The organism is Micromonospora sp. MGP-C2 (assembly GCF_057766525.1).
Genome location: NZ_JBYMEN010000002.1, coordinates 4,622,729 through 4,645,455, shown reverse-complemented (window position 1 = coordinate 4,645,455; position 22,727 = coordinate 4,622,729). Strand labels below are relative to the sequence as shown.

General features: G+C 70.8%; 22 protein-coding genes. 4 read left to right on the top strand and 18 right to left on the bottom strand.

Annotated elements, in window-relative coordinates; all coding sequences use genetic code 11:
- Window positions 1–107: 107 nt before the first annotated feature.
- The 11 genes from AC3CF1_RS21345 to paaA all read right to left on the bottom strand — a co-directional run bounded on the left by AC3CF1_RS21345 (window position 108) and on the right by paaA (window position 11,645).
- Entirely contained in the window at window positions 108–1,385 is a 1,278-nt protein-coding gene (locus AC3CF1_RS21345) for a geranylgeranyl reductase family protein (protein ID WP_088951125.1), read from the bottom strand.
- Window positions 1,386–1,524: 139 nt separating this feature from the next.
- A complete protein-coding gene (locus AC3CF1_RS21340; RefSeq protein ID WP_088951124.1) occupies window positions 1,525–1,749 on the bottom strand; it encodes a hypothetical protein in 225 nt (74 codons plus the stop codon).
- Window positions 1,750–1,836: 87 nt separating this feature from the next.
- The gene (locus tag AC3CF1_RS21335; RefSeq protein WP_088951123.1) at window positions 1,837–2,547 is read right to left on the bottom strand and encodes a demethylmenaquinone methyltransferase; all 711 of its coding nucleotides are present in this window, start codon (window positions 2,545–2,547) and stop codon (window positions 1,837–1,839) included.
- Between the two features lie 164 nt (window positions 2,548–2,711).
- On the bottom strand, window positions 2,712–4,010 hold the full coding sequence (locus AC3CF1_RS21330; protein WP_488451125.1) for a cell wall anchor protein: 1,299 nt from the start codon (window positions 4,008–4,010) through the stop codon (window positions 2,712–2,714).
- A 421-nt stretch (window positions 4,011–4,431) separates the two neighbouring features.
- The gene (gene mqnC / locus AC3CF1_RS21325; protein ID WP_088951121.1) at window positions 4,432–5,622 is read right to left on the bottom strand and encodes a cyclic dehypoxanthinyl futalosine synthase; all 1,191 of its coding nucleotides are present in this window, start codon (window positions 5,620–5,622) and stop codon (window positions 4,432–4,434) included.
- A gap of 146 nt (window positions 5,623–5,768) precedes the next feature.
- A complete protein-coding gene (locus AC3CF1_RS21320) occupies window positions 5,769–7,613 on the bottom strand; it encodes an FG-GAP-like repeat-containing protein (protein ID WP_328849243.1) in 1,845 nt (614 codons plus the stop codon).
- Window positions 7,614–7,930: 317 nt separating this feature from the next.
- Window positions 7,931–9,040, bottom strand: a complete 1,110-nt coding sequence (gene paaE, locus AC3CF1_RS21315) for a 1,2-phenylacetyl-CoA epoxidase subunit PaaE (protein WP_355160831.1) — start codon at window positions 9,038–9,040, stop codon at window positions 7,931–7,933.
- Complete coding sequence (paaD, locus tag AC3CF1_RS21310; RefSeq protein WP_088951117.1) at window positions 9,037–9,513, bottom strand: 1,2-phenylacetyl-CoA epoxidase subunit PaaD; 477 nt, start codon at window positions 9,511–9,513, stop codon at window positions 9,037–9,039. Before paaD ends, paaE begins: the two co-directional genes overlap by 4 nt.
- Window positions 9,507–10,232: a 1,2-phenylacetyl-CoA epoxidase subunit PaaC gene (gene paaC, locus AC3CF1_RS21305; protein ID WP_488451124.1), complete on the bottom strand. Its 726-nt coding sequence runs from the start codon at window positions 10,230–10,232 to the stop codon at window positions 9,507–9,509. The genes paaD and paaC overlap by 7 nt, the downstream gene beginning before the upstream one ends.
- A gap of 52 nt (window positions 10,233–10,284) precedes the next feature.
- Entirely contained in the window at window positions 10,285–10,569 is a 285-nt protein-coding gene (gene paaB / locus AC3CF1_RS21300) for a 1,2-phenylacetyl-CoA epoxidase subunit PaaB (protein WP_088951115.1), read from the bottom strand.
- The gene (gene paaA, locus AC3CF1_RS21295; RefSeq protein WP_099849894.1) at window positions 10,566–11,645 is read right to left on the bottom strand and encodes a 1,2-phenylacetyl-CoA epoxidase subunit PaaA; all 1,080 of its coding nucleotides are present in this window, start codon (window positions 11,643–11,645) and stop codon (window positions 10,566–10,568) included. Before paaA ends, paaB begins: the two co-directional genes overlap by 4 nt.
- A 370-nt stretch (window positions 11,646–12,015) precedes the next feature.
- On the opposite strand from paaA, the gene AC3CF1_RS21290 reads away from it, so the two are divergent.
- Both AC3CF1_RS21290 and AC3CF1_RS21285 read left to right on the top strand, forming a co-directional pair.
- Window positions 12,016–13,008: a hypothetical protein gene (locus AC3CF1_RS21290; protein WP_354982956.1), complete on the top strand. Its 993-nt coding sequence runs from the start codon at window positions 12,016–12,018 to the stop codon at window positions 13,006–13,008.
- Window positions 13,008–13,970, top strand: a complete 963-nt coding sequence (locus AC3CF1_RS21285; protein WP_488451123.1) for a serine hydrolase — start codon at window positions 13,008–13,010, stop codon at window positions 13,968–13,970. The genes AC3CF1_RS21290 and AC3CF1_RS21285 overlap by 1 nt, the downstream gene beginning before the upstream one ends.
- A gap of 69 nt (window positions 13,971–14,039) precedes the next feature.
- On the opposite strand, the gene AC3CF1_RS21280 is transcribed toward AC3CF1_RS21285, so the two are convergent.
- From AC3CF1_RS21280 to AC3CF1_RS21270, 3 genes are all read right to left on the bottom strand, one after another.
- Window positions 14,040–14,891, bottom strand: coding sequence for a menaquinone biosynthetic enzyme MqnA/MqnD family protein (locus AC3CF1_RS21280; RefSeq protein WP_088951111.1), 852 nt, complete (start codon window positions 14,889–14,891; stop codon window positions 14,040–14,042).
- Window positions 14,843–16,240: an MFS transporter gene (locus AC3CF1_RS21275; RefSeq protein WP_488451122.1), complete on the bottom strand. Its 1,398-nt coding sequence runs from the start codon at window positions 16,238–16,240 to the stop codon at window positions 14,843–14,845. Before AC3CF1_RS21275 ends, AC3CF1_RS21280 begins: the two co-directional genes overlap by 49 nt.
- Window positions 16,241–16,354: 114 nt before the next feature.
- A complete protein-coding gene (locus AC3CF1_RS21270) occupies window positions 16,355–16,939 on the bottom strand; it encodes an ArsR/SmtB family transcription factor (protein ID WP_354982954.1) in 585 nt (194 codons plus the stop codon).
- A 402-nt stretch (window positions 16,940–17,341) separates the two neighbouring features.
- On the opposite strand from AC3CF1_RS21270, the gene AC3CF1_RS21265 reads away from it, so the two are divergent.
- Window positions 17,342–19,546 carry a HelD family protein gene (locus AC3CF1_RS21265; protein WP_488451121.1) on the top strand — a complete coding sequence of 735 codons (2,205 nt, stop codon included), beginning with the start codon at window positions 17,342–17,344 and terminating at the stop codon, window positions 19,544–19,546.
- Between the two features lie 62 nt (window positions 19,547–19,608).
- Here AC3CF1_RS21265 and AC3CF1_RS21260 read toward each other — a convergent pair whose 3' ends face one another.
- The 4 genes from AC3CF1_RS21260 to AC3CF1_RS21245 are packed head-to-tail and all read right to left on the bottom strand — an operon-like array spanning window position 19,609 to window position 21,965.
- Window positions 19,609–20,220, bottom strand: a complete 612-nt coding sequence (locus AC3CF1_RS21260; RefSeq protein ID WP_354982952.1) for a hypothetical protein — start codon at window positions 20,218–20,220, stop codon at window positions 19,609–19,611.
- 4 nt (window positions 20,221–20,224) lie between these two features.
- Window positions 20,225–20,626 carry a YbaB/EbfC family nucleoid-associated protein gene (locus AC3CF1_RS21255; RefSeq protein WP_354982951.1) on the bottom strand — a complete coding sequence of 134 codons (402 nt, stop codon included), beginning with the start codon at window positions 20,624–20,626 and terminating at the stop codon, window positions 20,225–20,227.
- Window positions 20,627–20,637: 11 nt separating this feature from the next.
- On the bottom strand, window positions 20,638–21,564 hold the full coding sequence (locus tag AC3CF1_RS21250) for a WXG100 family type VII secretion target (RefSeq protein ID WP_354982950.1): 927 nt from the start codon (window positions 21,562–21,564) through the stop codon (window positions 20,638–20,640).
- Complete coding sequence (locus tag AC3CF1_RS21245) at window positions 21,561–21,965, bottom strand: WXG100 family type VII secretion target (RefSeq protein WP_488451120.1); 405 nt, start codon at window positions 21,963–21,965, stop codon at window positions 21,561–21,563. Before AC3CF1_RS21245 ends, AC3CF1_RS21250 begins: the two co-directional genes overlap by 4 nt.
- A 134-nt stretch (window positions 21,966–22,099) precedes the next feature.
- On the opposite strand from AC3CF1_RS21245, the gene AC3CF1_RS21240 reads away from it, so the two are divergent.
- Window positions 22,100–22,726: a transporter gene (locus tag AC3CF1_RS21240; protein ID WP_488451119.1), complete on the top strand. Its 627-nt coding sequence runs from the start codon at window positions 22,100–22,102 to the stop codon at window positions 22,724–22,726.
- Window position 22,727: the final 1 nt, after the last annotated feature.

The window sequence follows — 22,727 nt, the reverse complement described above, 5'->3', positions numbered from 1 at the left end:
CTCGGTGCTTGACGAAAATCACACTATTCACGTCCCTCGCAGTGGCAGTCGGCGGGGGTCGATCTTTGTCGGCGTCGGGGCTGTGACCAGCACCGATGCCGTCCTACTTATACGGCTGGAGCTGCCTTCGTCATCGCGTTGATGACCCGGTCCATCGCGTCCCCGCCACGCGGGTCGGTCAGGTTGGCCAACAGCTTGAGGACGAAACGCATCAGCGTCGGGTGCGGCATGCCGTGTTTGGTGGCGATCCGCATGATCTCCGGGCGGCCGATCAGTTTCACGAAGATGCCGCCCAACCGGTAGTAACCGCCGAGTCGGGCCTTCAGCTCGTTCGGGTACGCCATCAGCGCCCGCTCCCGCTCCGGGCCGGCCGGCCGGGCGAGGGCCTGGACGATGGCCTCCGCGGCCAGTTCGCCGGACTCCATCGCGTACGCGATGCCTTCGCCGTTGAACGGGTTGACCATGCCGCCCGAGTCACCGACCAGCAGCACGCCACGGGTGTAGTGCGGCACCCGGTTGAAGCCCATCGGCAGCGCGGCGCCGAGGATCGGGCCGTCGGCGTTGGTCTCGTCGGTCATCCCCCAGTCCTCGGGGGTGTTGGCGAGCCAGTCGGTGAGCAGCCGGCGGTAGTTGGTCTTGCCGAACGCCGAGGACGAGTTGAGCACGCCGAGACCGACGTTGACCCGACCGTCACCCAGGCCGAAGATCCAGCCGTACCCGGGCAGCAGGTTGTCGCCGCTGTCCTTGCTGCGCAACTCCAGCCAGGACTCCAGGTAGTTGTCGTCGTGCTTGGCCGGCGAGCGGTAGTAGCGGCGGACGGCCACGCCGATCGGCCGGTCCTCCCGCTTGGCCAGCCCGAGCGCGAGCGGGAAGCGGCCGGAGACCCCGTCCGCCGCGACGACCAGCGGGGCGTGGAAGGTGGTCGGCTCCTTACCCGGCCCGACCTCCGCCTCGACGCCGGTGACCCGGCCGTCGCCGTCGAGCACCGGGCCCAGCACGTTGACGTTGGTCCGCAGCTTGGCACCGGCGGCCACCGCCTGCCGTGCGAGCAGGTCGTCGAAGTCCAGTCTCGTACGCACCAGGCCGTAGTTGGGGAAGCTCGCGAGCTCCGGCCAGTCCAGTTCCAGGCGCACCCCGCCACCGATGACGCGCAGACCGCGGTTGTGCAGCCAGCCCGCCTCGGGCGAGGTGTCCACACCCATCCGGATGAGCTGACGGACGGCGCGCGGGGTCAACCCGTCGCCGCAGACCTTCTCCCGCGGGAACTCGGTCTTCTCCAACAACAGCACCCGTACGCCGTGCCGGGCCAGGTGGTACGCAGTAGCTGATCCACCGGGACCGGCGCCCACGACAATGACGTCGGCGTCGTGTTCCACCGGGGTCATTCGCGCCTCCTCCCGCACGCTCGTGAAATGCTTCACAAGCCAGACGGGACGAGTGTATGACCGGCGTCATACCAGCGCAGGATCAGGGGTACCTAACTCGCCGATGTGACAGTCCCCGACCGTCCACAGCAGTCAGGTGTCAGGCCGAGCTGGAGGCGTCCAGCCCCGCATCGACCCGGATTGTCTCCGGCAGATGCTCACGGAGCGCGCCACCCGCCGCCCGGTCCAGTGCCGCCAACACCTCGGCGACCACCAGCCGGACCTCCACCGGGTCGGCTCCGGCCAACGCGCGCAACTGCGCGATGAGTTCGGCCGCGTCGTCGTCGGTGGCGGCCACCGGGTCCGCCGGGTCTGCTCCGGTCATGCGATCGAGCGTACGGGGCAAAGTGGACTAAAGACCGATATTCACGAAACCTGAATAATGTCCGTGCCGTCCCGTGTCGATCGCAGACTACTCGCGGATGCCCCGATGCAGGGCAACCACACCACCGGTCAGGTTGCGCCACGCCACTCGTCCCCACCCGGCCGCGGCGATCCGCCCGGCAAGCGCGGCCTGCGCCGGCCAGGCCCGGACCGACTCGGCGAGATAGACGTACGCCTCGGGGTTGCTCGACACCGCTCGGGCGACCACCGGCAGCGACCGCATCAGGTACGACAGGTAGACCGTCCGGAAGGCCGGGTTGACCGGGGTGCTGAACTCGCAGACCACCAGTCGCCCGCCCGGTCGGGTGACCCGGGCCAGCTCACGCAGGGCCGCATCGGTGTCGTTGACGTTGCGCAGCGCGAAGGAGATGGTCACCGCGTCGAAGCTGGCATCGGCGAACGGCAACCGCAGCGCGTCGCCGGCCAGCAGCGGCACCTCGGGGCGGGCCCGCTTGCCGGCGTACAGCATGCCCAACGACAGGTCGGCGCCCACCGCGTACGCCCCGGACTGCGCCAGCTCCCGCGTCGAGACGCCGGTGCCCGCGCCCACGTCCAGCACCCGCTCACCCGGCCGCAGCCCCAGTGCCGCCCGGGTGGAGCGACGCCACGAACGATCCTGACCCAGCGAGATCACCGTGTTGGTCAGGTCGTAACGCTCCGCCACGCCGTCGAACATCGCGGCGACCTCGTGCGGCTGCTTGTCCAGACTGGCTCGCTGGCCCTGCGGGGTACGGCTCACCCCTCCACTCTGCCAGCCGGCCGACGAGCGCCGCCAGCTGGGTACGGTGCCGTCGCACGGGTACGCGAAAGGGCGGGGTGGTCGCCACCCCGCCCTCGCGTCGTGCCAGGTCCGCCGCCGTTGCGCCTCGTGTCGAAGCGCCTCGGGTCAGCGGCGCGGTGTCATCAGTCGGTCGACTTCTCGTCGCCCGGAGCGACCAGGACGACCTTGCGCCGACGGGAGAGCACCAGCAGCGCCCCGCCCACGAGCAGGATGATCGCGCCGATGCCGCCGATCAGGCCGACCTGCACACCGGTCACCGGCAACCCACCGTCGTCGGAGCCACCGCCACCGCCACCGGCGGCCGGCGAGGTGGTCGTGCCGGGGGTCGTCGTGCCGCTCGGGCTCGGCGTGCCGTCCGGCGTCGGCGTGGCGGTGGGCGTCGGGGTCGGGGTGGCCGTGGGCGTCGGGGTGGCGGTGGGGGTCGGGGACGGCTCGGTGGTCAGGTCGACGAAGACGTCGAAGATCGCCTGGTTGTCACCCTCGTCGACCTCGGTGAAGGCCTTCCGCTGGGCGCTGGTCGCCCGCTCGGGCTCCTCCTCGGGCTGACCCGTCGCCGCGTCCAGACCATGCGCGACCAGCTCACCAACACGCAGCACCGGCTGGGTGACGTTCGTGCCGACCGTCACCTTGATGTCCGCCGTGTAGTACTCACCGGGCAGGATCACCGCGCCGTCGTCCTGGCAGAGCGCCTGGGCGACGCCGCCGAAGGTCTGCACGACGCAGGTGTCCGGCAGGGTGGCGAAGGTGACTCCGGCCGGGAGCGTGAGCAGGTAGGACAGGCCGGTGGCGGTTTGACTGCCGTCGTTGTAGACCGCCCAGTCAAGTGGCACCGTCTCGCCGCGCCGGACCGGCCTGAGGTTGGGGTCGTCGCCCTGGACGCCGTTCACCACCACGTTCGCGTTGACGTCCTGCACCCAGCTGGTCAGGTCGTAGCCGGGCTTCGCGACGGTGATGTCGTGCTCGACCGTGTTGTCCTCGCGGTGGGGGTCGGCGGTGGCCGATTTGATGGTGACCACCAAGGTGCCGGCCTCACCGCGGCCACCGGTGGAGAAGATCGGGATGCCGAAGTCTTCGCTGGTGCCGGCGGGCACGTCGCCGAGCTGGCAGGTGAAGGTCCTTCCCTTCACCTGGCAACCGTCGGGCACCAAGACCCCGACCCGGCCCTTGCGCAGGTTGCTGGTGTCCACGGTGTAGCTGACGCCCTTGGCGGCGACCGTGCTCCGGGTGTTGTCGACCAGGAACTTGAAGGGCTTGGCCTTGGCCTGCGTGACGCCCTTGGCCAGCTCGTAGCTGAGCGGCACCAGTGCAAGGTCGGCCTGGTCGGCGGCCTGCGCCGGGGCGGCCACGGTGGCCAGGCCACCGGTCGCGAGCAGAGCCACAACGCCAGCGCGCGCCAGGGTCGAGCGGTGGAACGCTGTCATCAGTCCCCCGGGGGTAGGGAAGAAGAATGGTTGCGGAACGGAGCGGACGCTATCGAAGGTCGATCTCTTACGCCAGCTGGGGAGGGCGTTTTCATCCCTCCGGCCCGAGCTGGCCAGACGGTACGGGCGGGATGGTCACCCATCCCGCCCGTACCGCCTTGCGTTATATGAACGACCCTCAAGCGGGCCGATGGAGGACAGCCCACGGCCATCAGACCATCCGCCACCAGCACGGTCGCGCCGTTCTCGGCGGCCGACGGTGGCAACGGATACGAGGCGCGACGCTAGCCGTCGACGATCATCTCCACCAGCCCTTGACCGGGCAGCCTGACGCTGCGGCGACGGGGACCACCCGTACCGCCGGCACGACCCGGCAGGAGCATGAGCCTCGGTCAGCCGAACGGCCGGACGCCGACCCGCGTCAGTTGACCTCGACCAGCGGCAGGGATTTGCCCGCCCCGCCACCGGGCAGCGCGATCGAGGAGAAGTGTGAGACCACCCGCTCGTCGGTCGGGTCGTCGGCCGGCGTGTGGTGCACGGCGAGCCGGTTGTAGAGGGTGTCCCGCTGCGCGGGGATCCGGTCCGCCGAGCGGATCATGCCGATCAGCTCGTGCAGGTTGGAGCGGTGCCGGGCACCGGCGGAGGAGATGACGTTCTCCTCCAGCATGATCGAGCCGAGGTCGTCCACGCCCATGTGCAGCGAGAGCTGCCCGACGTCCTTGCCCGTGGTCAGCCAGGACGCCTGGAGGTGCGGCACGGTCTCGAAGAAGAGCCGGGCCACCGCGACCAGCCGCAGGTATTCCAGCGTGGTCGCCTGGGTGCGGCCCTTGAGGTGGTTGTTCTCCGGCTGGTACGTCCACGGGATGAAGGACCGGAAACCGCCGGTGCGGTCCTGCACGTCACGGATCATGCGCAGGTGCTCGATCCGCTCGGCGTGCGTCTCACCGGTGCCCATCATCATGGTGGCGGTCGACTCGATGCCCTGCCGGTGGGCCAGCTCCATGACCTCCAGCCAGCGCTCGCCCGACTCCTTGAGCGGCGCGATGGCCTTCCGCGGTCGCTCAGGCAGCATCTCGGCGCCGGCGCCGGCGATCGAGTCCAGACCGGCGGTCTTGATCCGGGCGATCGCCTCGTCCAGGCTCACACCGGAGACCTTCGCCATGTGCAGGATCTCGCTGGGGCCGATCGAGTGGATGACCAGCTGCGGGTACGCCTGCTTGACCGAGGAGAACAGCTCCTCGTAGTACTCCACGCCGTAGTCCGGGTGATGCCCGCCCTGGAGCATCACCTGGGTCGCGCCCAGCTCGACCGCCTCGCCGCACCGGCGCAGGATCTCCTCGGTCGGGTGGGTCCACCCTTCCTTGTGCTTGGGAGCGCGGTAGAACGCGCAGAACTTGCACGCCGTCACGCAGACGTTCGTGTAGTTGATGTTGCGGTCGATCAGGTACGTGACGACGTTGTCGGGGTAGCGCCGCCGACGCACCGCGTCCGCCGCCTCGCCCAACGCGTGGAAGGGCGCCTCGGTGTAGAGCAGCAGCGCCTCCTCGGGCGTGATCCGCCCGCCGTCCGCGCCACGCTGCAGGATGTCGTCGATCTCCCGGCTCACCGTCACGCCCCGAGCTTACGTCGCCCGCTCGGCCGGTCGGCCGATGGCTGCCGAGCTGAGTCCTCGGCAGCCATCGCCTGTGACACCGTTCACGCTGCCGGCCGAGCCCCGGCGGTGCGGCGTCGCCCCTCGGACGACGCCGCACGCCACGGTCAGAAGATGCGCGGAATACTGCTGGTCGTCCAGCCGACGCCGACGTCACTGGTGCTGGTGACGTAGAGCTTGAAGTCGGCGCTGAGGTCTCCAGTCGACCGGAAGCCGCGCAGGGCCCCACTGGCGCCCTGGCCGATCAGGTCGGCGCGCCCGTCCCCGGTGAGATCCCCCACGAGGATGCGGGGCTGGTTCGTCGTACCCCAGTTGGTGCCCACGTACGGGTACGGGCCCGGGAACAGCAGCCCGTCCCCGGTCATCGCACCCGACGACCGGTACGCCCGCAGCCGGCCGTCCGCGAGCTGGGCCACCAGGTCGGTGGTGCCGTCACCGTCGATGTCTGTCGGCAGGACCCGGGGCATCGAGGAACCCGTCCACGCGGTCCCGACCACCTTCGCGTTGAGAGTCGTCGGGAAGAGCCGCGAGCCCAGGGAGATGTTCCCGTTGGACGGGTATCCCTTCATGGAACCGTCGGCGTACTGCGCGATCAGGTCGGTCCGCCCGTCGCCGTTGAAGTCACCGGTCAGGATCCGCGGCACGGCTGTGGTGGTGAAGCCGGTGCCGACGTCCAGCGTGACTCCGCCGAACAGGCGGGCGTCGGCGGAGAGGTCACCCGTGGAGATCCAGACTCGCAAGGTGCCGTCGAGCAGTTGACCGATCAGGTCGGTTCGGCCGTCGCCGTCGAAGTCGCCCGGGATGAGCCGGGGGATCGAGCCGCTGGTGAAGGCGGTGCCGACGATCGCGGACCTTCCGCCGAAGAGCCGGAAGTCGGCGGACAGGTCGCCGGTCGACTCAAACGCGGTCAGAGTGCCGTTGCTGCTCTGCGCGATGATGTCCGTCCGGCCGTCGCCGGTGAAGTCCCCGGTGAGCACCCGAGGCCGGTTGCTCTTGCCCCAGTTCGTGCCGACATCGCGATAGGGCCCTGGGAACAGCGGAGCGGTCCCCGAGATGTCCCCACTCGACGGGTACGCCCGCAGCCGACCGTCCGCCAGCTGGGCGAGCACGTCACTGCGGCAGTCGCCGGTGAAGTCGCCCAGAATCACCACCCCGGCCTGGCCTGCCGAATCGTGGCTCGCTCCACCGGCATTACAGTTCAGGGGCGTGTTCTGGCGGATCCAGTCGGCCAGGTCGTCGACGCGGGTCTCGGTGGCGTCCCGCCGGGTCTCCGTCTCGGCGAGACAGCCGCCCTGCCAGGAGGTGGCGTGTACGGCCACCAGCTCGGGACGGCCGTTCACCACCCGCACCGCCGGCCCACCGGCGTCACCCCGGCAGGTGGTGACGGCACCCGGCTCGTTGCTGATCGCCATCGAGGCGGCCGAGACGGCCCCGACCATGACCGGCACGCCGTGCAGCTTGTCAGGCACCCACTCCGTGGCGGTGCGGCCGAAGCCGAGCGCCTGCAACGTCTCACCCGACACCGGCGCCGCCGTGGCGATCGCCACCGGAGCGACGTCGAACACCGGCAGCGTGAGCCGGATCAGCGCGAGGTCCCGGTCCGGGTGCGGCACGATGCGGTTGGCACGCTGCACCCGGCCGTTGTTCGTGGTCAGATCCAACCGGCCCACCGTCACGGTGGTCGGCAGCGAGAGGGCTCCCCCGGTCGAGCGCGGTTCCGCCACGGGGACGCAGGAACGGGCCGTCAACACCCACTGCGGCGCGACCAGCGCCCCGGAACAGGCAAGGGCGTCGCCGTAGGCGACCTTCGCGGTGAAGGCGTACGCGCTGTCGGTGACCGGGCCACCCCCGCTTGCGGCCCGGGTCGGCGCGGACCCGACCGCGCCCGCCGCCAACGCGGCGGCGAAACCGATGACGAGGGCTCTTCGCCGTCGTCGTGCCAGCTGTCTCATCAGGACTCCCGTCTCCTCCATCACGGGGCCCGGTGTCCCGGCGCCCCGACACCGTCCATGTAGGACCATGGCATGTGCGTCGTGGGCCTATGGACGGCGCATTCACCTTGCGGCGACAGAGGGAATATAGATCCTCGGAGATCACGGAACTGTCCCGCTCGGACCATGAAAACCGATTCGAAACCGGATACCATCCGGCGGACGGCACAGGGCCCGGCGAAAGAGCGCGCCGGACACCGACACGGCGGCGTTGACGACCAGGCGGTCGCCAACCCTCGCCACGGCCGAGAGCCGCGTATCAGCCGAAGCGACGAGACTCAGGCGTCGTAGTCGACAGTGAGCCTGTCGGTCGTCGGGCTCGACTGGCAGGTAAGGACGTAGCCGGCGGCCAGCTCGTCGGGCTCCAGGGCGTAGTTGCGGGCCATCGTGACGGCACCGTCCACGACCTTCGCCTTGCAGGTGGAGCAGACACCACCCTTGCAGGCGTACGGCAGCTCGCCGCGCACCTTCAGCGCGGCGTCCAGCACCCGCTCCTCGCGACCCATCGTGAAGCTCGACGAGCGGCCGTCCAGCACGATGGTCACCTCGGCCCCGGCGCCCACCCGGTCAGTGGGTCGGCGGACCGGCTCCGGCGGCGCGTCGACGTGGAACAGCTCGGTACGCACCGCCGACTCGGGAAGCCCGCGCGCGGTCAGCACATCGCGGACGTCGACCACCATGCCGTACGGGCCGCAGAGGAACCATTCCTCGACCAGGTCGCCCGGCACGATGCTGCCCAGCAACCGGCCCAGCCTCTCGGCGTCGATGCGCCCGGAGAGCAGTGGTGACTCGCCCTGCTCCCGGGAGAGGACGTGCACCAGGTGCAGCCGGGTGGGATAGCGGTCCTTCAGGTCGGCCAACTCCTCGGCGAACATCACAGTGTTCGCCGTGCGGTTGCCGTACACCAGGGTGAACGTGCTGGCGGGCTCGACGGCCAGGGCGGTCGCGACCAGCCCGAGCACCGGTGTGATGCCGGAGCCGGCGACGACCGCGCCGTAGTGGCGCACCCGGTCCGGCGCGAAGGCCGTCGTGAAGGTGCCCAGCGGCGGCAGCACCTCGACCGTGTCGCCGCCGCGCAGCGCCCCGCAGGCGAACGCCGAGAACGCGCCGCCGGGGATCTCCCGCACCCCGATCCGCAACCGGCCGTGCCGGGTCAGGTCGTCGGGGGTGGAGCAGATCGAATACGACCGGCGCACGTCCGAGCCGTCCTCAGCCACCCGCCGCACCGTGAGGTGCTGGCCCGCCCGGAACGCGAACGTGTCCCGCAACTCCTCCGGTACGGCGAACGTGACCGCCACGGAGTCGTCGGTGAGCCGGTCGACGGCCGCGACCGACAACGGGTGGAAGGCCGGCCGGCGACGGACCGGGCGGGTGATGGTGACAGTCACAGCGCCTTCAGGTGGTCGAAGGGTTCGGAGCAGGAACGGCAACGCCACAGCGCCTTGCACGCGGTGGAGCCGAACCGGCTGACCTGCTCGGTCTCCGGCGAACCGCACTGCGGGCAGCGGACCGCGAGGGTCAACGACACCACGCCGGCGGCCGGCACCGGGGCCGGCGGGGCGATCCCGGCGGCGGCGAGCTTGGCCCGCCCACCGTCGGAGATCCAGTCGGTGCTCCACGGTGGGCTGAAGACCGTGCGCACCTCGGCGTCGGCGTGGCCCGCGACCGCGAGCGCGCGGCGGATGTCGGCCCGGATCACGTCCATCGCCGGGCAGCCGGTGTAGGTCGGGGTGATGGTGACGGTGACCCGGCCACTGGCCGGATCCTCCTCGACCGCCCGCAGGATGCCCAGCTCGTCGATGGTGATCACCCGGATCTCCGGGTCCACCACCGACGCGGCCGCCTCCCTGGGGTTCACCACTGCGCTCCGGGGTGGGCGCGGTGCAGCACCTGCATTTCGGCGAGCAGGTAGGCCAGGTGCTCGGTGTGCACGCCGGTTCGTCCACCGGCCGGCGCCCAGCCGCTTCCCGGCAGGGTGAGCGTCGCCTCCGCCAGTACCGAGCCGACGGTCTCGTCGAACGCCGGTCGCAGGGTGGCCGGGTCGACCGGCGCCGCCGGGTCCGCGGCGAACAGCTCATGGGTGTACGGCCACACCTGGTCGACGGCGGCCTGCATGCGACGGTGCGACTCCTCGGTGCCGTCGCCGAGCCGCTTCACCCACAGCGCGCCGTGGTCGAGGTGGTACGCCGACTCCTTGCGCGTCTTCGCGCCGATCGCGGCCAACCGCTCGTCCGCGCAGCCGGCCAGTGCCGTGTACAGCGGCAACTGGTACGCCGCCAGGAAGAACAGCTTCGCCATCGTCACCGCGAAGTCGCCGTTGGGCAGCTCGACCAGGAGCGCGTTACGGAACTCGCGGTCGTCGCGCAGGTACGCCAACGCGTCCTCGTCCCGGCCCGCGCTCTCCAGCTCGCCCGCGTACGACAGCAGCAGGCGGGCCGCGCCGAGCTGGTCGAGGGCGATGTTGGCCAGCGCCACGTCCTCTTCCATCTCCGGCGCGCGGGTGGTCCACTCGGCCAGACGCTGCGCGGCGATCAACGCGTCGTCGCCGAGGCCGAGGGTGAAGTCGAAGGGCCCGTTCACGCCGCCACCTCGCTGCGCGCCGCCGTGTTGCTGAGCTGGCTGGTTCGCTCGCTCACAGGTGGGCCACCCCGTCCGGCACCTCGTAGAAGGTGGGGTGGCGGTAGACCTTGTCGGCGGCCGGGTCGAAGAAGGCGTCCTTCTCGTCCGGGCTGGACGCGGTGATCGCGCCGGCCGGCACCACCCAGATCGACACGCCCTCCTGGCGGCGGGTGTAGAGGTCCCGGGCGTTGCGCAGGGCCAGCTCGGCGTCGGGGGCGTGCAGGCTGCCGACGTGGGTGTGCGACAGCCCGCGCCGCGCCCGCACGAAGACCTCCCACAGAGGCGAGTGATCCGTCATGCCGCTACCTTCTCCCGCTGTTCTGCCCGCTTCGCGGCGTACGCCGTGGCGGCCTCCCGCACCCATGCGCCGTCGGCGTGCGCGGCCCGGCGGTGGGCGATCCGTTCCCGGTTGCACGGCCCGTCGCCGGAGATGACCCGCATCAGCTCGTCGTAGTCCGGCTGGGTGTAGTCGTGAGCCTGCCGTTCCTCGTTCCAGCGCAGGTCCGGATCGGGGATGCGCAGCCCGAGGATCTCGGCCTGCTGGACGCACATGTCGACGAAACGCTGCCGCAGGTCGTCGTTCGAGAAGCGCTTGATCTTCCAGGCCATCGACTGACCGGAGTGCGTGGAGTCGCCGTCCGGCGGGCCGAACATGGCCAGCGACGGGTACCACCAGCGGTCCACCGCGTCCTGAGCCATCGCCTGCTGCCCCGGCGTGCCGTGCGCCAGGGTGTGCAGGATCTCGTAGCCCTGCCGCTGGTGGAACGACTCCTCCTTGCAGACCCGGATCATCGCCCGGGCGTACGGGCCGTAGGAGCAGCGGCACAGCGGCACCTGGTTGACGATCGCCGCGCCGTCCACCAGCCAACCGATCGCGCCCACGTCGGCCCAGCTCAGGGTGGGGTAGTTGAAGATCGAGCTGTATTTCTGTCGCCCGTCGAGCAGCAGCCGGACCAGCTCGTCGCGGCTGATGCCGAGGGTCTCGGCGGCCGCGTAGAGGTAGAGGCCGTGGCCCGCCTCGTCCTGCACCTTGGCCAGCAGGATCGCCTTGCGCTTGAGTGACGGCGCCCGGCTGATCCAGTTGCCCTCCGGCTGCATACCGATGATCTCGGAGTGGGCGTGCTGGGCGATCTGCCGGATCAACGTCCGGCGGTACGCGTCGGGCATCCAGTCGCGTGGCTCGATCTTCTGCTCGGCGTCGACGACCTCGGCGAAGTATGCCGCCAGGTCCTCGTCCGGCGCGGGGCCGCCACGCCGTCCGCGCGCTGCCGCCGCGCGAAGCTCGGCCTCGGCGGCCTCGACCTCACCCAGCAGACCGCTGCCGGGGGCGTCGTCCGGGGCGCCGTTCGGGGCGGAGAAGTCGTTGCCATACATGACGCTAAGTGTTACAGCTTGCGCCACGTTGCACCAGGGGGTGTAACAGGAATCCGAGGATCCCATCCGTAACGGAATGAGCGCTTTGCGTCACATGGATCGCCGGACGTCGCAGTGACTTGGGCCACGAAACAAAGGTGAATCCCCACAAGAACCGCATACCGGTGCCATATCGCGTCTTTATGGCGGCGTGCCTGGTGTCGGACTCTGGCGGGTCCGGCAACCGGACGTAGACTTTCCGCCGTCACACCGATCGGCTTCAAACGATCGCCGTACGACAGAGGCCACCTCCCCCGGCCTTGGCGATCAGCCGGTTTGTCCGGACAACAAGCCGGTCCCCCCGGCCCTGACACCTGGAGCTCACCCACTCATGCGATCTCGCGTGACCATGGTGCTCGCCATCACGGCGGTCCTGCTCGGCGGCGTCCTACTGGTCCCCGCCGCGTACGCCCGCCTCTCCGACGGCGACAGCAGCGGAGGCGGAGGCGGCGGTGCCGCCTCGACCGTCGCCGCGCCCGCGCCCACCCCGCCGCCGCCGCCCACGCTGGCGGCCGGACCGGTGTCGGTGAGCTTCCAGGGTGAGTTCTTCTCGTGGGCGCTGCTGGATCGGCAGACGGGCACGATCTCCGGATCGCCGAACATGACCGCGACCAGCTCCACCGAGTCGATGATCAAGGCGTGGATCGTCTCCGACTATCTGCGGCAGCTCGGTGACAAGGAGCCGCCAGCAGCGCTGAAGAAGGCCGCCAGCCTCGCCATCCGGGACAGCAACGACGTCGCGGCCAACAAGGTCTATGCCGCCGCGGGTGGCTCCTATCGAGTTCCGCCGAACGGGCAGCCCGGGCCGGTCATCCAGCGGGCGATCAAGATCTGCGGGCTGACCGACACCAAGCGCGGCAACGTGCCGAAGTTCGAGGGCTGGTGGAGCTTCACCCGGATGTCCCCCCGGGACGCGGTCCGGCTCGGCGACTGCATCGCCGACGGCAAGGCCGCCGGCGAGAAATGGACCAAGTGGGTGCTCAGCGAGATGAGCCAGGTTCAGGGCACCACCGCCTTGAAGGACCAGAAGGCCGAGTCCGGCGGCGGCCGCTGGGGGATCATCGACGGCCTACCCAAGTCGATCACCAGTCAGGGTCCGGTCAGCATCAAGAACGGGTGGACCCCGCTCAACTACGACGGCAACTGGCACGTCAACTGCCTCGCCGTCAACGACAAGTGGAGTCTCGCGGTGATGCTGCGCTACCCGCAGAAGAGCGGTCTGGACTACGGCGCGAAGGTCTGTGCCAGCGTGGCCACCCAGCTGGTCACCCCGCAGCCGGGTGCCGCGCTCAAGGTGCCGCAGCAACCGGTCGGGAAACTCTGATGGCCGGCAACCGTCGGGCCGCCCGGCGCGAGGGCGCTGACGCGTCCCCCCTTCGGCTGGTCGCGATCGCGGTCATCCTGATCGGCCTGGTGCTGGTGTCGCTGCGGCTGCTGCCCGGGTCGCCGTTCGAGTCGTCCGCCGCCGCCAAGTGGGGCAACGCCGGCACGACGACCAGCGACCGGTCCACCGGCAAACCCACCGACCGCAGCGCCCGCCAGCCGGCCCCGCCGTCGCCGAGCCCCAGCCCCTCGCTGGCACCGCTGCCGTTCGCGGCCAAGGACCTCGACCTGGACATCGAGGGCTGGTATTCCTGGAGCGTGCTGGACCGTCGGACCGGGCAGATCATCGGCTCCAGGAACATGGGCGAGACCAGCACCACCGCCTCGATGATCAAGTCGTGGATCGTCGCCGACTACCTGCGTCGCGCAGCCGACGCCGGGCAGACGCCGAGCGACGCGAAGCTCGCCGACGCGACGCGGATCATCCGGGACAGCGACAACACCCGGGCCGAACAGTTCTACAACCAGGTCGGCCGGGACGCCTCGATCAAGCGGCTGATCTCCATGTGCAAGTTGACCGACAGCAGCGTCGCTCCCGACCGCGGTTGGAGCCGCACGGCTCTCTCCCCCCGGGACACCGCCCGTCTGGGCAACTGCATCGCCACAGGCACCGCTGCCGGGCCGAAGTGGACCAAGTGGCTGCTCAACGAGATGAAGCTCGTGCGCGGCGCCGGTGACTTCGGCATCCGCAAGGCATTCCCGGCCGCCGAGCAGAAGCAGATCGCCATCAAGAACGGGTGGATCGACCGGACCAGGGAGCAGGAGATGCACATCAACTGCCTGGCCATCGGCGACACCTGGACGATGGGCGTGATGGTGAAGTACCCGATCGACATGGGCTACGACTACGGCATGAAGAACTGCGAGAAGATCACCGAGGCGCTGCTCCGCCCCGGTGCCTGAGCCGCGCCGGCCCCGGCCGGCTGCTCAGCTGGCCCGCACAGGCTGGCTGGCAGGGGCCGCGCCCGCCGCTCAGCCCGCGAAGAACTCCGGGCCGCCGTCCGGCAGCGCCGGGGCCTCGCCGATGGCGGTGGCCCGCCGGGCCCACTCGCGCAGCCCGGCGACCTGACGGTCGCCGAGGGAGAAGTCCAGAGTCCGGAAGTACGTGGCCAGCGTCTCCGCGTCGAACGTCTCCCACCGGGCCGCCGCCTCGGCGACCTGGTCCAACTCGGCCAGGCAGAGGTCCCGCGAGCGCAGGAACGCCTCGTGCACCTCCTTGACCATGCCCGGATGGGCGGCGGCGAAGTCACGGCGGACCGCCCAGACGGCGAAGACCATCGGCAGGCCGGTCCACTCCCGCCACGCCTGCCCGAGATCGGTGACGGTCAGGCCCCTCTGGGGCGCCTCGTAGTACGCCCGCAGCGCCACGTCACCGATCAGCACCGCGGCGTCGGCCTCGAGCAGCATCTGGGTCAGGTCCGGCGGGCAACGGAAGTAGTCGGGCCGCACGTTGTACTGCTCGGTGAGCAGCAGTTGAGCCAGCATGACCCCGGTCCGCGACGTCGAGCCGAGCGCCACCCGGGCGCCGTCCAGCTCGGCGAGGGGTCGGGTGGAGACCATGTTGACCGAGAGCACCGGCCCGTCGCTGCCCACCGCCAGGTCCGGCAGGAGCAGAAGCTCGTCGGCGTGCTTCAGGTACTCCAACAGGGTGATCGGGCCGATGTCGAGGTCGCCGGCGACCAGCGCAGCGCTCAACCGGTCCGGTGAATCCTTGTGCAGGTCGACGTCGAGCAGGGCGCCGGAGCGCATCAGACCCCAGTAGATCGGCAGGCAGTTCAGGAACTGGATGTGCCCGACCCGCGGGCGTGCGATGCGCTCAGCCATGACCCGACCGTATCCCCGGCCTCCGGCTCCGGCTCGGCGGGCCGGCCCAAAGTGGCCAACCCCGCATCCGTGCCAGCGGCCTGGGGATGTCCGTGGGCCTCGTCCGGCACCGGCCGTCGTACCGCCCGGGCGACGACCGGCACGAACGCCAACACCACCACGAGCCCGGCCACGCCCGCTGCGGCGATCAGTGGTCGGGGCGGGACGACAGTGAGCAGCGCCCCGCCGATCAGATAGCCGGCCATCGAGCCACCCTGCACCGCAGCGCCGTAGCTGGCGTACGCCCGGCCGCGCATCGCCTCCGGCACCCGGCGGCTGGTGAGCAGGTTGGCGAAGACGTTCTCGCCGCCGTTCGCCGCTCCGGCCAGCAGCCAGAGCGGCACGAGCAGGCCGGCCGTCGGCACCGTCGCGGCGAGCAGCACCAGCAGGCTGCACATGGCCAGCGTGACCAGCACCCCACGGATGAGCGCCCCGTCGTGGTCGAATCGGCGGGCGAGTCGGGCGGCAATCCAGCTGCCGGGCAGCATGCCTGCCATCCATGCCGCTCCCACCAGGCCGTACGTGGTCGCCGAACCGTGCAGCGTCTCCCGGATGAAGAAGACCTCGATCACGTTGATGCCGCCGATCGCCGCGATCACCACCGCGGTGCTGGCCACCATGACCAGCATCAGCGGGTCACGGCGCAGCCGCCAGCCCGTCCCCGTACCGCTCGGGTCGCCCTGGTTCGCGGGGCTTCGCCCGCCCGCCGGCCCGGCCGCGGCGGTGGCGGGCCGCCGGCCGCCCCGCCGGGTCCGTAGGAGCAGGCCCGCGACCACCAGCGCCAGGTAGGTCACGGCATCGAGAAGCAGGGGTACGCGAGTGCCGAACTGCCCCACCAGCAGGCCGGCCAGCACCGGCCCGCCGAGCGCGCCGAGGGAGACGGCGTTCTGACTGATCGCGCTGGCCCGGGGCAGGTCGGCCGGGCGGACCATCGCCGGCAGCAGCGCCGCCAGGCAGGGCTGGGTCACCGCGAGCCCGCAGGCGAGCAGGGCGACGAGGCCCACGACCAGGACCGGGTGCTCGGCGACGGCGAGCAGCGTACAGATGACAGCCTGCGCCAGCCCGACGGTGACCAGCAGGGTGCGGCTGTCCACCCGGTCGGCGAGCCGTCCGGTGAGCGGGGCGAACACCACCAGGGGCAGGGTGGCCGCGAGCAGCAACCCCGACACGGCAAGCCCTCCGGCGCCGGAGCCCTGGAGCGCCAGCGCGAGCGCGGTGGCGGCCAGGAAGTCGCCGCAGATCGTGGTGCCACGGGCGGTGGCGGCGAGCCAGACGTCCGGCCAGCGCGACGGCTCAGTTGTGAAGGACATACTTCGAAAATAATCCTTCACAACTGATCAGCACAACCCCCTGCCGCCGCCACGACGGCGAATGGCCGGTCGACGATCAACCCGCGTGCGGCTCGGCGCACCGCGACCATCCAGTCAGGCCAGCGGCACGGCCCGGTACTGCACGGCGACCGTGCGGGCCCCCGCCGGAGGATCGGCCTGGCGCAGGCGAGCCCGGTACGGCTGCAGCATGGTCAGGACCGCCTGGTTCACCTCGGCCAACTCCTCGGCGGTGAGCAGCAACAACGTGTCGTTGAAGAGCGCGGCGTCGTACCACTCGGCGGGCTCGTCCCCGGCGCGCCGCAGCCAGTCCCGCGTCCGCTCCATCGCCCGAACGGCATGCGCCTCCACCAGCGCCTGCTCGGCCGCGCGCGCCTCGGGCCCGGCATCGCGACCCGCCTCGACCCACACACTCACACCCGGCACTCGCCACAGCCGCTCGCGCGCGTCCCCGCGACTCGGCGCCTGCTCGACCAGGCCGAACTTCGCCAGCGCGCGCAGGTGGTAACTGGTCGCGCTCGGCGACAGCCCGACGATCTCCGCGCACTCGGTGGCGGTCCCACCGCTCTCGCGGCTACTCAGGTATTCCATGATCGTGATCCGGGCCGGATGAGCCATCGCCCGCATCACCTGCGGGTCACTGATCGTCATCCGACGCGAATCGGGGCTGGCCTCGGTCATGAGCCCATGATCCCGGGCGGTTCCCCGACCCGCCATCACCCCCGCACTGCGCAGCAGCCGACTTCCGCGAGCAACCTCTACCACCGGCGCTGCTGACACCCGGCAGACGTGCCGTCGCCACCCGAGAACGGGATCAACCACCCCGGCCGACCGCTGAGGTCGGGCAGCGTGTTGCCACCCGACGACACGCCCACTTTCGTGCGCCGCGCCCGGCGACACGCCCTCTCGTACGGATGGTTGCGTGGGTAATTCGGTGGAACGGACGGGCTGGGGAGCGTAGGGTTGCAGCCCGCTTGACGGCCGAGGTGAGCTGCACCGGAACGGACGTCTTCGCGCCGGGCGGCCGGCCATCCGCCCCCGGACACGCGAGCGCGCAGCAGATGTGAACGATGGGACGTCAGCATGCCCGCACTTGACCTCGACACCCACCTCGACACGGATCTGGCCGCCGACCGCACGCACCTCGCAAACTCGCGGGCAGCGCTACGCCGGATGCGGGATCGGGCCGAAGCCCTCTTCTCGACAGGTGACCAGGTTGCCGGCGACGCCTACGCGGCCGAGACGCTGGGTCGCACCCTGGCTCGCCGGGTGGCCGAGCTGGCGGACGACCCGACCACGCCGCTCTTCTTCGGTCGCCTCGACTTCACCGGCACCACGGACCGCGAAACCATCGACAACGCGACCGCGGACAGCGAGGCCACCAGCAGCGGATCTACCGACGGCCGCCCGACGCAGAGCGGCAGCGGCAGCGGCAGCGGCAGCGGCAGCGGCAGCGGCAGCGGCAGCGGTGATCATGAAGGCCGGCGGTACCACGTGGGGCGGCGGCACGTCAGTGACGAGCTTGGCGAGCCGTTGGTGCTGGACTGGCGGGCACCGGTCTCCCGGTCGTTCTACCGGGCCAGCGCGCGGGATCCGCAGGGGGTGGCCGTCCGGCGGCGGTTCGGGTTCAGCAACGGCGTGCTGACCAGCTTCGAGGATGAACGGTTGGATCGGGGCGAGGAACTCGGCACGACCAGCCGGATCCTCACCTCCGAGATCGAACGACCGCGCGTCGGGCCGATGCGGGACATCGTCGCGACCATTCAGCCGGAGCAGGACGAGCTGGTCCGGGCCGACCTGGCCGACTCGATCTGTGTGCAGGGAGCACCGGGGACCGGCAAGACGGCTGTCGGCCTGCACCGGGCCGCGTACCTGCTGTATCTGCATCGGGAGCGTCTGCGACGGGCCGGTGTGCTGATCGTCGGACCCAACCGGGCGTTCCTGTCGTACATCGCGGCGGTGCTTCCGGCGCTCGGCGAGGTCGAGGTCGAGCAGGCCACGGTGGAGGAGTTGATCTCCCGGGTGCCGGTTCGGGCGGTCGAGGCGCCGACGGTCGCCACGCTCAAGCACGACGTACGCATGGCGAGTGTGCTGCAACGCGCGGTGCAGGCACAGATCGGCACGCCCACCGAGTCGATCACCGTGTCGGACGGTTCGTTCCGGTGGCGGATCGGGCTGGAGCCGTTGCACCGGATCGTCGAGGAGACCCGTCGGGAAGGTCTGCCATACGGCACCGGCCGGGAGCGCGTCCGGGCGCGGGTGGTGAGCCTGCTGCAACGGCAGGCCGAGGCCCGCCGGGCCGAGTCGCCCGGTGATGCCTGGCTGCGTCGGATGAGCCGGTGCCGCCCGGTGGTCGACTTCCTGGACGCGGTCTGGCCGGCACTCACCCCGGAAGGGCTGGTGCACAGCCTGCTCTCCGACCCGGATCGGCTGGCCGCGGCGGCGGACGGTCTGCTCAGCGACGCGGAGCAGGCGTTGCTCGTCTGGGCGAAGCCGGCTCGCACCCCCAAGGCGACCCGCTGGACCGCCGCCGACGCGGTGCTGATCGACGAGGCGACCGGGCTGCTGGAACGACCCTCCGGGTTCGGGCACGTGGTGGTGGACGAGGCGCAGGACCTCTCCCCGATGCAGTGTCGGGCCATCGCCCGGCGCAGCGAGCACGGCTCGATCACCCTCCTCGGTGACCTGGCCCAGGGCACCTCGCCATGGGCGGCCACGGACTGGAAGGAGTCCCTCGCCCACCTGGGCAAGCCGGACGCCGTGGTGGTCCCGCTGACGATCGGTTTCCGGGTGCCAGCCGCGGTGGTCGCGTTCGCGAACCTGCTCCTTCCGGCGCTCGCGGTGGACGTACCGCCGGCCGAGTCGCTGCGGCACGACGGCGGCCTGGACGTGCGTACGGTGACCGACCTGACGTCGGCGACGGTGGCGGAGGTGCGCTCGGCGCTCGCGCACGACGGCTCGGTCGGTGTGATCGCCGCGGACGACGCGGTCGACGGGTTGCGCGCCGCACTGGCCGACGCCGGTGTCGCGACCGCGACCGCCGACGACGTGGCGGCCGCGGAGCGGGTCACCCTGGTGCCCGCGACGCTGGTCAAAGGCCTGGAGTACGACCATGTGGTGGTGGTCGAGCCGGCAGCGATCGTCGCGGCCGAACCGCGCGGGCTGCACCGGTTGTACGTGGTGCTCACCCGAGCGGTGTCCCGGCTGGCGGTGCTGCACCACGAGCCGCTGCCCGCGCCGCTGTCCACCGCGCCAGCGCTGGCCGGATCAGCTGTCACAGTGGACTGACCGCCAGCACAGACCGGGCCGCCGCCGCAGGCCAACCGCAGTGCGCCAACCGCCGGCGCAGGCTAGCGGCCGGTGAGGGCTGCGGCGATCTCGCGTAGTGGCTTGCCGGGCTCGGCGATCGGCACCGTGAAGGCCAACCAGGAGCCGTCGGTGAACTCGATGCGGAGCCGCTTCGGGTTGAGCCGGTGCCAGCCCACCCGAGCGTCCGCCACTGCGGCCCGGGGTGCCGACCAGACGATGCGGGTCCCGGCTGCCGCCCGTTCGTCGTCGGCCTTGTTCGACCAGAGCTTGACGGGGCCGGAGGCGCAGACGAGGAACCGCTGATCGGTGACGACGAGGATGGTGTCCTCAAGCGTGGTCGCCGGGGGAACCGGCCGCCGGGAGTGTTGCAGGGTGGACGCCGCCGAACCCGGAGCTCCTCGACCGGCGATCCCATGGGTGATGCGGTCGACGAACCGGTCGCCCGCCGGGAAGGAGATCACCGGTGAGATCAGGTTGAGCAACACCCCGGAGACACCGCCGCCGCGACCGCTGCCGGACGGCTCCGCGTTGTCGGCAGCCGGAGGATCTGCCGGCAGGGCGCCATGGGCGACCTCCGTCTTCGCGACGGCAAGCACCCGTTCGCCTGGCTCGACGAGCTGGCCGACTCGTTCCTGGTAGCCGTTGTCCGTCATGGGCTCAGTACCAGTCCGGGCGGTCGTCAGCGGCGCGACTGCCGTCAGCCACACGACTGCTGTCAGCCACTCGACCGCCGTCGGCCGGTCGGCTGCCGCCCGGCGCGTCGGCGATCACCTCGCCGACCAGTTCGCGGACCCGGGCGGCGGCTGCCTCCTGGGCGCGTTTGGCCGCGGTGGTGAACTCCTCGGCCAGCGTGTACGAGTCGAGGCGCATCGCCCGGGCGTTGACGTCGGTGGAGACGATGGTGCCGTCCGCCGCGGCGGTGACCCGGACCAGGCCGGAGTCGCTGACACCCTCGGCGCTGCTGTCTTCCAGCTCGGTCATCTTGCCGGCCAGCTCGCGCTGCCAGCTGTCCAGGTTGCGGGCCAGCGCCTCGATGCGGTCCAGACCGGGAAAGGTCATGTCGGTCCCTATCAGGTCAGGATGGAGTCGAAGACATTCTGCACGCCCTTGGTGTACGGGCCCAGATCCTCGCGGTACGTGCCGTCCACAAGATAGTTGCGGTCCTTCGTGCCGTCGGAGACGTCGTGCAACCCGACGCCGGTGTCCACCAGGGCCCCACCGATGCCGGGGATGTTGACCGGGGACGTCTGGTTGATCAGGAACTTGCCGGGGAAGAGCGTCTTGAACTTCTCGATCTGGAACGCTCTGCCCTCGGCGGTCCACCCGGACTTGTTCCACACCTTGTACGCCTTCTTCGCCTTGCGGATCTCGAGGACCGCGCGACGGTACTTCATCAGCAGCTCGGCGACCTTCTGCATCTTGGCGGCGAGCTTCGTCAGGATCTCGGCGAACCGGGCGACGATCTTGACCATCCGCCCGACGGTGGTGGCGAGCCGCGCCAACACCCGCACGACCGTTGCCGCGAGCGAGATGCCGGCGCTGAGCGCCGCCGCCACCGCCGCGATGATCACCTCGGTGAGGAACCAGAGCAGGAACTCAAGGATCAACTCGACCAGCAGGTTGAACGCGTCGACCGCCGCGTTGGCCGCGTCGACAAGCACCTCCTTGGTGCCGTCCAACCCCTTGGCCAGCTCCTCGATCGCCTCCTCCACCGACTCCATGGAGGCGTGGAAGCTCTCGGCGGCGTCACCCGACCAGGCACCCCGCAACCGGGCCCGGTCCTGGATCTGCTCCCCGGCGATCTCGCGCACCGCGGCGCCGGTGTCCAGGCAGAGTTGCGCGGCGCGCATCAGGTCGTCCGGCTCGCCCGCGACCAGTTCGAGAAGCTGCTCGAACGGCCAGAGCACCGCGTTGGACAGCGGCTTGAACGGGTCGGGGGTGCCCGAGACGATCTGCTCGAAGTAGGTCTTGTTGCGCTGCAACGCCTCGGTGCTCACGCCGGCACCTGCCCGGTCGGGCCACCGGGGGACGAGGTGCCCGGAGACCAGGGGCCGGGTGCGATGACGTCGGGAGCGGGCGGGCGGCCGGGCACGAACATGTCGGTGTTGGCCACGTCGGTGCCGGTGTAGGCGGCGGCCGTGTCGTCCAGCCCTTCGGCGATGTCCGCCATCACCTCGGCGCCTTCGGCCAGCCCCTGGAGGCATGCCTCGAACTGCTCGGCGTACGCCGCGGCGAGACCGAACGACGCCGGCATGACCCCGAACGCGTGCCGGGGCACGTGCCCGTCGCCGAAGGAGCGGTGCAGCTCGCGAAAGCGCCCCGCCCGGTCGGTGGACGCATTGGCGAATGCCGTCAGCGCCTCCGGCTGGACCTCCAGCTCACTGCTCGGGCTCGACACGGACCCTCCCCTGTGTCCTGTGCGACGGATCAGCCGCTACGACTCACCACCATAGGCACTGCCCGCCGCAATCGGTGGCCCGCCCGCGACGTCGGGGTCACCAGGCCTCGACTTTGTCCCGTAAAGTAGTTTGCGTGGACCTAGACGATGACCTTCCACCCGCCGACCCGGCAGCGGCCCTCCGGCTGATCCAGGACCAGCGGTCCGCGACGGCACGACGCCTCGACCCCGACGCCCGCCTGGTCTACTGGCCCTGGGGAGTCGCCTGGCTGGTCGGCTTCGGGCTGTTCTTCCTGCGGTTCTCCCCCGACGACCGGGAGCTGCTTCGGCTGCCGAGCTGGCTGCCGCTGACCGTTCTCTTCGCGCTGCTCGTGTCGGCCGGAGTGATCCAGGCAGTGGTCAGCACACGGGCCTATGGCCAGGTGATCGGTGACTCCGCCCAGCGTGGGCGTTGGTATGGGTGCACGTGGGCCCTCGGCTCCGTGAGCATCTACGCGGGGCTCGGCCGGATCTCCGAGCACCTACCGGACGATCTGGCGGGCCTGGTCTGGTCGGCGACCGCCGTCGGGCTGACCGGCGCGCTGCACATGGCCGGTGGAGCGATCTGGCTGGATCGGGACCTTTTCCGGCTGGGCGTCTGGATCAGCCTGATCAACCTGGCCGGTGTGATCGCCGGGCCCGGTTGGCACGCGCTGGTCATTGCGGTGGCCGGCGGCGGCGGGATCCTGGTCGCTGGCGCGATCGCCCGACGGCGACAGTGAC

Coding starts and splice junctions, on each gene's coding strand:
- AC3CF1_RS21320 (WP_328849243.1), bottom strand. CDS start 7,613: ATGAGACAGCTGGCACGACGACGGCGAAGAGCCCTCGTCATCGGTTTC.
- paaA (WP_099849894.1), bottom strand. CDS start 11,645: ATGTATGGCAACGACTTCTCCGCCCCGAACGGCGCCCCGGACGACGCC.
- AC3CF1_RS21280 (WP_088951111.1), bottom strand. CDS start 14,891: ATGGCTGAGCGCATCGCACGCCCGCGGGTCGGGCACATCCAGTTCCTG.
- AC3CF1_RS21275 (WP_488451122.1), bottom strand. CDS start 16,240: ATGTCCTTCACAACTGAGCCGTCGCGCTGGCCGGACGTCTGGCTCGCC.
- AC3CF1_RS21290 (WP_354982956.1), top strand. CDS start 12,016: ATGCGATCTCGCGTGACCATGGTGCTCGCCATCACGGCGGTCCTGCTC.
- AC3CF1_RS21260 (WP_354982952.1), bottom strand. CDS start 20,220: ATGACGGACAACGGCTACCAGGAACGAGTCGGCCAGCTCGTCGAGCCA.
- paaB (WP_088951115.1), bottom strand. CDS start 10,569: ATGACGGATCACTCGCCTCTGTGGGAGGTCTTCGTGCGGGCGCGGCGC.
- AC3CF1_RS21340 (WP_088951124.1), bottom strand. CDS start 1,749: ATGACCGGAGCAGACCCGGCGGACCCGGTGGCCGCCACCGACGACGAC.
- AC3CF1_RS21255 (WP_354982951.1), bottom strand. CDS start 20,626: ATGACCTTTCCCGGTCTGGACCGCATCGAGGCGCTGGCCCGCAACCTG.
- AC3CF1_RS21265 (WP_488451121.1), top strand. CDS start 17,342: ATGCCCGCACTTGACCTCGACACCCACCTCGACACGGATCTGGCCGCC.
- AC3CF1_RS21270 (WP_354982954.1), bottom strand. CDS start 16,939: ATGACCGAGGCCAGCCCCGATTCGCGTCGGATGACGATCAGTGACCCG.
- AC3CF1_RS21345 (WP_088951125.1), bottom strand. CDS start 1,385: ATGACCCCGGTGGAACACGACGCCGACGTCATTGTCGTGGGCGCCGGT.
- AC3CF1_RS21330 (WP_488451125.1), bottom strand. CDS start 4,010: ATGACAGCGTTCCACCGCTCGACCCTGGCGCGCGCTGGCGTTGTGGCT.
- AC3CF1_RS21285 (WP_488451123.1), top strand. CDS start 13,008: ATGGCCGGCAACCGTCGGGCCGCCCGGCGCGAGGGCGCTGACGCGTCC.